General features: G+C 32.8%; 6 protein-coding genes. 3 read left to right on the top strand and 3 right to left on the bottom strand.

Features of this window, described 5'->3' with window-relative positions:
- Window positions 1-127 precede the first annotated feature (127 nt).
- Window positions 128-466: a hypothetical protein gene (locus CN326_RS23395; protein WP_255258201.1), complete on the top strand. Its 339-nt coding sequence runs from the start codon at window positions 128-130 to the stop codon at window positions 464-466.
- A gap of 365 nt (window positions 467-831) precedes the next feature.
- Here CN326_RS23395 and CN326_RS25305 read toward each other — a convergent pair whose 3' ends face one another.
- The 3 genes from CN326_RS25305 to CN326_RS23380 form a co-directional block, all read right to left on the bottom strand.
- Window positions 832-1,212, bottom strand: coding sequence for a hypothetical protein (locus CN326_RS25305; protein ID WP_098311335.1), 381 nt, complete (start codon window positions 1,210-1,212; stop codon window positions 832-834).
- A 217-nt stretch (window positions 1,213-1,429) separates the two neighbouring features.
- A complete protein-coding gene (locus CN326_RS23385; RefSeq protein ID WP_098311334.1) occupies window positions 1,430-2,743 on the bottom strand; it encodes an SMI1/KNR4 family protein in 1,314 nt (437 codons plus the stop codon).
- Window positions 2,744-2,914: 171 nt separating this feature from the next.
- Window positions 2,915-3,751, bottom strand: a complete 837-nt coding sequence (locus tag CN326_RS23380; RefSeq protein WP_097837881.1) for an HAD-IIB family hydrolase — start codon at window positions 3,749-3,751, stop codon at window positions 2,915-2,917.
- Window positions 3,752-4,479: 728 nt separating this feature from the next.
- On the opposite strand from CN326_RS23380, the gene CN326_RS23375 reads away from it, so the two are divergent.
- Together CN326_RS23375 and splB are read left to right on the top strand one after the other, a co-directional pair.
- On the top strand, window positions 4,480-4,743 hold the full coding sequence (locus CN326_RS23375) for a transcriptional regulator SplA domain-containing protein (protein ID WP_018767748.1): 264 nt from the start codon (window positions 4,480-4,482) through the stop codon (window positions 4,741-4,743).
- Window positions 4,740-5,768: a spore photoproduct lyase gene (splB, locus tag CN326_RS23370; RefSeq protein WP_098311333.1), complete on the top strand. Its 1,029-nt coding sequence runs from the start codon at window positions 4,740-4,742 to the stop codon at window positions 5,766-5,768. Before CN326_RS23375 ends, splB begins: the two co-directional genes overlap by 4 nt.
- Window positions 5,769-6,111: the final 343 nt, after the last annotated feature.

The following is a 6,111-nucleotide window of genomic DNA, read 5'->3' as shown; positions in this document are numbered from 1 at the left end:
CAACGCTGGTACTGGGCCTAATATACAACTGATTCGAAGTAATTCATATTATTCGGAGGACTATCCAAAGTAATAATGATCCATACTAAAAATAAATATAGACGCTTAGATGAAATGAGTGATTAATATGTATATGCCATTAGAACAAGAGGTTAGAGGATATTTAGTTACAGGTTCCTGTCTTGTAATTATAGTTTCTTTAATACTTCTAATTTATTGGCTCATTAAGTACAAAGAAAAAAATATCATCTGGTTTATTGCACACTTCTTAACCCTTGCTTTAAGTTTATCTCTTCTGATAAATCTTCTAATCGGACCTAACTTTTCTAACTACCCTATGGCATCAGAGGAGAATTCACTTCAATTAGCCTTATCAGGAATCACTTGGGTAGTAAGTATTATTTTCCTCTCAAAAGGAATTTTGGAGCTTATTAAACGAAACGTTCGTAATAAAAATAGCACCTAACTTTATTTAAATTAGATAAGGCTAGGTGCTTGTTTTAGTTACCATAATCTCACTTATCGGTAGCAAAACAGAAAAGGAACTGACTCATAAGATCATGAGTCAGTTCCTTTTCCACTCTTCTTTATAATATATATAGAGTTTCATAATAGTAAAAAAAACAATATTTCTAGTCTGTCCGTAGTATCGGCCCCACCTACGCCAGATACCCTGATAGCCACTCGTGCCATCCAACCCACCATAATCATATAAGAAACCGCTTTCAATGTAAAGAATTTTCTGATTTTTCCGATTAAAAAAACACAATTACTCCTATCTAAAAGATAAGGGGTAATTGTGTTTACATAAAATTCGTTATTAGAAGTTAATTATATTTTTCTACGTACTAAATAAAAAGCTAAGGAACCCATAATAATAGGTGTAACCAAACTAGAAGAATATGGATTTTTAAGAAGAAAGAGTATAAGTATATAGATAATAGCTAGTCCTATAAATACAGGAATTCCAAATCGAAACTCCCTACATTGTTTTATGTTCCTGTATAATACTTCTCCAATTAGGCAAGGTACAAGATTTAGTATACTACCATATATGGTGAGAATTATAGTGAATCCAACTATGTTAGGCAAATCCAAATCATTCTGGGAAGAATAACTAGGATCAGAAATATATGGTATTAAGAACCATATGATATTAAAAATAAGCAGACTTGCAGCATAACTAATTACAAATTTTTTCAACGTAATCATCCTCACAATTTCCTAATATTATCTTCATTGTATGACAGTTACCATTAAGTAAGATAGATAAAATGTGAAATGTATACCTTATTCATGCTCGGTTAACATAACGTAACATTATCAGAATTCAATGTATCTAGGAGTCTACAAAAATACCCTCCAGTAAGCAACCTGGAGGGTATTCATGTTCACGTAATTCCTGTTATCGGTAGTCAATCCCGTTCACTTAGTAAAATTTATCTATATTCTCTATAAATTCTTCAATAACATAATGTCTCATCTTTAATTTTCCTGTTTCTTTAAACTCATTTAATATCCTAATAACTTCTTCACGATTAGGCATACCAAAAATCTTTATTGGTTCCCCCTCATAGCCTAGTCCTACATCAGATTCTTCACTCAAAAACAGCATTGTGCCTAGAGCATTAATAACGATAACCATATGCCTCTTTTCAAGATGCATCCAAGTTTTAATATCCTCCCAAGTTGGCTTAGAATATGCAAATAGATAATCCCAACCTTCATATGGCAATTTAGCATGAATTATCATCCATTGAATTACTTCATTAGAGCGAAAATACTTTAAACAATCATTGATTTCATATGCAGCAAGATTAGAATTTTCCACATATCCTAATGCTAATGCAAGACCTTGCTCTTTAGGTAGACATCTCGAAGTCAGATAGGAGCGCATATCGGAAGGTATTTTACTAGGATTTTTCCAAAGAGATAAAACCCATTCCTGAACATCTTCTTTCAAAACCTCTCCAATGGCTAGACATAATAACCTTTGGTCTGCTACATGGCTTTTCTGTATTTTGCTAAGAAGTTTTTGAAAGAGAACTTCTTTATCAAAAGCGGATAAAGCTTTAAGTTCCTGTCTCCCTAACTTGCGAAAATGTAGGATATAAATAATAAGCTTGTCTAAGTCATTATAAAAATCTGTACCTTGAACAGTTTTAAATTCTACGAACCACTTTTTCCATTGTTTAGCCTTAGTACTTGATGAATCGAGCCCTCTTTTATTTAGAAAATACCTCATTTGCCAGATCTCAGAACCGACGAGATACAAATCAGTAATACTGTGTAAAAACATCATAAAAGTATCAGCTAATTGTGTTACTGTATCTTCCTCATGATCCCAATATACAACTGAGCAATCATTGGTATTTAAACTAATGTCTAATGCCCAGTAGTCACCATTAGGGGCATAATGGAAGATAAGCTTATCAGGAGTCCCTCCCTCATCTAATGTAAGAGTAAGCTCATGAAGATTCCATGTTATCTCACCTGAGAATATATCATTAAATTTTTTTGGTAACATGACGCCATCAGAAAATGACCATCCGACCTCTACACGTTTAGAAAATGTGAGGAGAGTGTCTCTAAAACTGGATGGCAAAGTAATTCCTAATTTCTTTTCAACTGCTATAACTTCTTCAATTGCAGCCGCTGATTGAACTAAAAAAAATGTTTCTCCTTCTGTTTCTTGTACTCTTTCTAAGGTATTCTTCCATGCCTTTAAAATCTGCTCGTACAATTCCTATACCTCCATCTTTACTTGTCAGATTGTTTAATTTGTATAGTTTACTTTACATAGTTCGCGAAAGCGGAAGTCAATGTATCTTGTTTATTTAACATTAGCATCCGTTTGTTTCACAAACAAAGACCATTTAATTTAAAAACTTATAAAAAATGGTTCCAATCACTACTACACAACTAGTTCTTTAATGGTGTTAAGTATCCCTTCTGAATAAGAACCTATGGTTAAACGCTCATGTCCATTTTTTGCCTCACTTGTAGCATTCTCAAGTAAATAACCGAATTTTACAGCCTGTAACATTTTCAAGTCATTACCACTATCACCGAAGGCAATTGCATTTTGTCGGTCTATCTTAAATTTTGCTAATATATATCTCACAATCTCGTCTTTTCCAGTCCCTAAAGGGATAAAATCAATATCATATGCATTCTCTGGGTCTCCAGCCAAAGGATTACATTGATTGATGTTTATACTAATTTTAAAATCACTAGCAACTTGTCTAATATGGTTAAGGTTTAATTGATCGTCCTTTTCATTCTTGCTGAAATAGTAGTAATTGCTTTTGTATTTTGATGCACCCATCTGTGATTGGCTATCTAAAGCAATATTTTTAGAAGCTAACAAATCAACTATCTCTTTTATTTTATCGGGATGGTAATTGCCATTATCAAACCTGCTAAGCCATTCTTTATCAATTTCACCTTGTTTTAATTTGTTGAAATAATGAATTTCTGTTCCCAAATCACTTGCAATAAAATGAGGAAGATACTGAAATCCACCCCTCTTCATTTTTTCAAGAACAGCCTCAATGTTACTACCTGTTACCAAGCCAAAAAGTAAACCAGAAACCCTACTTTTTTCTACGATAGTCTGTTCTAATGCTTGTATTTGACTTTTTCGTTCGGCGGTTAATTGGTGAGGAAAGTACGTTTCATCAAAATCACTAAATACAATGTACTTAGGATTTGGTATTTCTGGTAAAGTTCTAAATAGATTGTAGTCCATAGAGTAACCTCCATAAATTCTTCTCTCATTCACCTTCATCTTACTATAAATATCCAATTACTTATATGGCCCAGTACCAGCGTTGCTGTAACCAGAGGCAAAGTAGAAAAAAAGCTTAATATACACATGTTTTTCAGTAACAAAAAGGTGCTAAATGAATAATGTTACAAATTATTTTTGATACAGTATTTTGTTATAGCGAATATAAGGGTTATAGAATTTACTGTTTTTAAATACTTCATGTAACAAAAATGAACGTTTATGTTACAAAACAGGCTACTTTGCCCCTAAACGCAGCTACGCTGGTACTGGGCCATTTATAGATTCATTGCAATTGTCCTTAAGTTTTTGCACCAGAACCGGAATATTCGCAATTTTTTATAGGAACAAAGAAAGAAGCAGAAAAACATCCAGAATTCCCATTTTGTTTTAACGAAGAACAACTACTGCAAATCGAAAAATAACATAAAATTTGTATTATTTATATGGGTTAGGCACGCAACACAAATAATGATTTCACTTTTTTTAAAAATAAATTTGTTAGAATAGCACTGGTCCCCTCTGATAAGAAGTAATAGTATTAATTCCCTAAAAATATTATCTTCTACAAATTTAATTAACTCCATTTAATTTTTCCATAATAAAGATGACATAATTCTGAACCCTAAAGGGAAAATTTTATTAATGAAAAACTTTATGCAGTAAATTTTATAAAAAAAGGTGATCGAATGGAATTGTCTAACGAAAGCAAAACTTATCATGCTGGAGATATTGTCTATGTTTTTTATCGCAATCCTCACACTCAGGATGTAGCAAATATACAAGCCGCAGCTGTTGTAAATAACCCTAATACTCCTAATGAATTAGCATTATTTCTTTATGAAACTTATTATCCACTTTCACATGAAATGGCTGTTTATTCTACAGAAGAAGAGGCAAACCAAGCTTACAACTACTATTATGGGGATGCTTCAGAGGGGATGCTAGAATGAATAATCCATTCATGCCTAAACTGGTATACTTTGAACCCAAAGCATTGGATTATCCATTAGGGAGAGAGCTTCATGAAAAATTTGCAAAGATGGATGTTGAAATTCGGCATACTACTTCTCATAATCAAGTGAGAGATCTCCCAGGAGAAAACGATTTTCAAAAGTATCGGGTAGCAAAATCTACTCTTGTCGTGGGCGTTAGAAAAACACTAAAATTTGATACCTCAAAGCCTTCAGCAGAGTATGCTATTCCGTTTGCAACAGGCTGTATGGGCCATTGTCATTATTGCTATTTACAAACAACAATGGGAAGTAAGCCATATATCCGTACCTATGTAAATGTCGACGAAATTCTAGAAGCTGCTGACAAATATATAGAGGAACGCGCACCTGAACTAACAAGGTTTGAAGCTTCCTGTACATCCGATATTGTGGGAATTGATCATTTGACTCATACCCTCAAACGCGCAATTGAACATTTTGGAGAATCCGATTATGGAAAATTGAGGTTTGTTACAAAATTTCATCATGTAGATCATTTACTTGATGCAAAACATAACGGAAAAACAAGATTTCGTTTTAGTGTAAACGCTGATTATGTTATTAAAAATTTTGAGCCAGGAACTTCTCCACTAGCTAAAAGGATTGAGGCAGCTGGAAAAGTAGCCAGAGCAGGATATCCCCTCGGATTCATTGTTGCTCCTATTTATCTTCATGAAGGTTGGAAAGATGGATACTATCAGATGTTTGAGCGTCTTAATGCTGAATTACCCCCTGATGCACGTGATGATATCACGTTTGAATTTATTCAACATCGTTTTACAAAGCCTGCTAAGAGAGTGATTGAAAAAAATTACCCAATGACAAAATTGGAATTAGATGAAGAGAAAAGAAGATATAAATGGGGAAAATACGGAATTGGAAAATACATTTATCAAAAAGAAGAAGAAGAAGATATAAAAAATTATCTTTATTCTTATATGGAAAAGTTCTTTCCCAATGCAAAATTAGAATATTTCACATAGAAGAATACCAACTCTGTTACAACAATTACTAAATTTAAAATTAAGAATTTAGAATGTAAATATTTCGGATAGACCCAAAGATTTAGGGCCTGTCCATTTTTATCATCTTGTTAATTGTTTTCAAAATGATAAAAAAGCGTTGGTTTATGGATTAGAAAAATTAGAGCCTAAAATAATAATGGAGGAATTAATTAAAAGTTTACCGAAATGAATTGTTATCAATTAAAAAGAGTGCCTGAAAATGTAAGGCACTCTTTTTAAAATACATAAAAGAGAGTATTGTAGAAAAAATAATTAAGAAGCAATCATAATTACTTACTTGGTTCGGTTCTGTTGCAAAGTT

Source organism: Bacillus sp. AFS018417, from assembly GCF_002560985.1.
Classification (GTDB): domain Bacteria; phylum Bacillota; class Bacilli; order Bacillales; family Bacillaceae_G; genus Bacillus_A; species Bacillus_A rhizoplanae.
Note: the sequence above shows the minus strand (reverse complement) of the source record. Positions and strands in the feature narration are given on the sequence as shown.

Coding starts and splice junctions, on each gene's coding strand:
- CN326_RS23395 (WP_255258201.1), top strand. CDS start 128: ATGTATATGCCATTAGAACAAGAGGTTAGAGGATATTTAGTTACAGGT.
- CN326_RS25305 (WP_098311335.1), bottom strand. CDS start 1,212: ATGATTACGTTGAAAAAATTTGTAATTAGTTATGCTGCAAGTCTGCTT.
- CN326_RS23380 (WP_097837881.1), bottom strand. CDS start 3,751: ATGGACTACAATCTATTTAGAACTTTACCAGAAATACCAAATCCTAAG.
- CN326_RS23375 (WP_018767748.1), top strand. CDS start 4,480: ATGGAATTGTCTAACGAAAGCAAAACTTATCATGCTGGAGATATTGTC.
- splB (WP_098311333.1), top strand. CDS start 4,740: ATGAATAATCCATTCATGCCTAAACTGGTATACTTTGAACCCAAAGCA.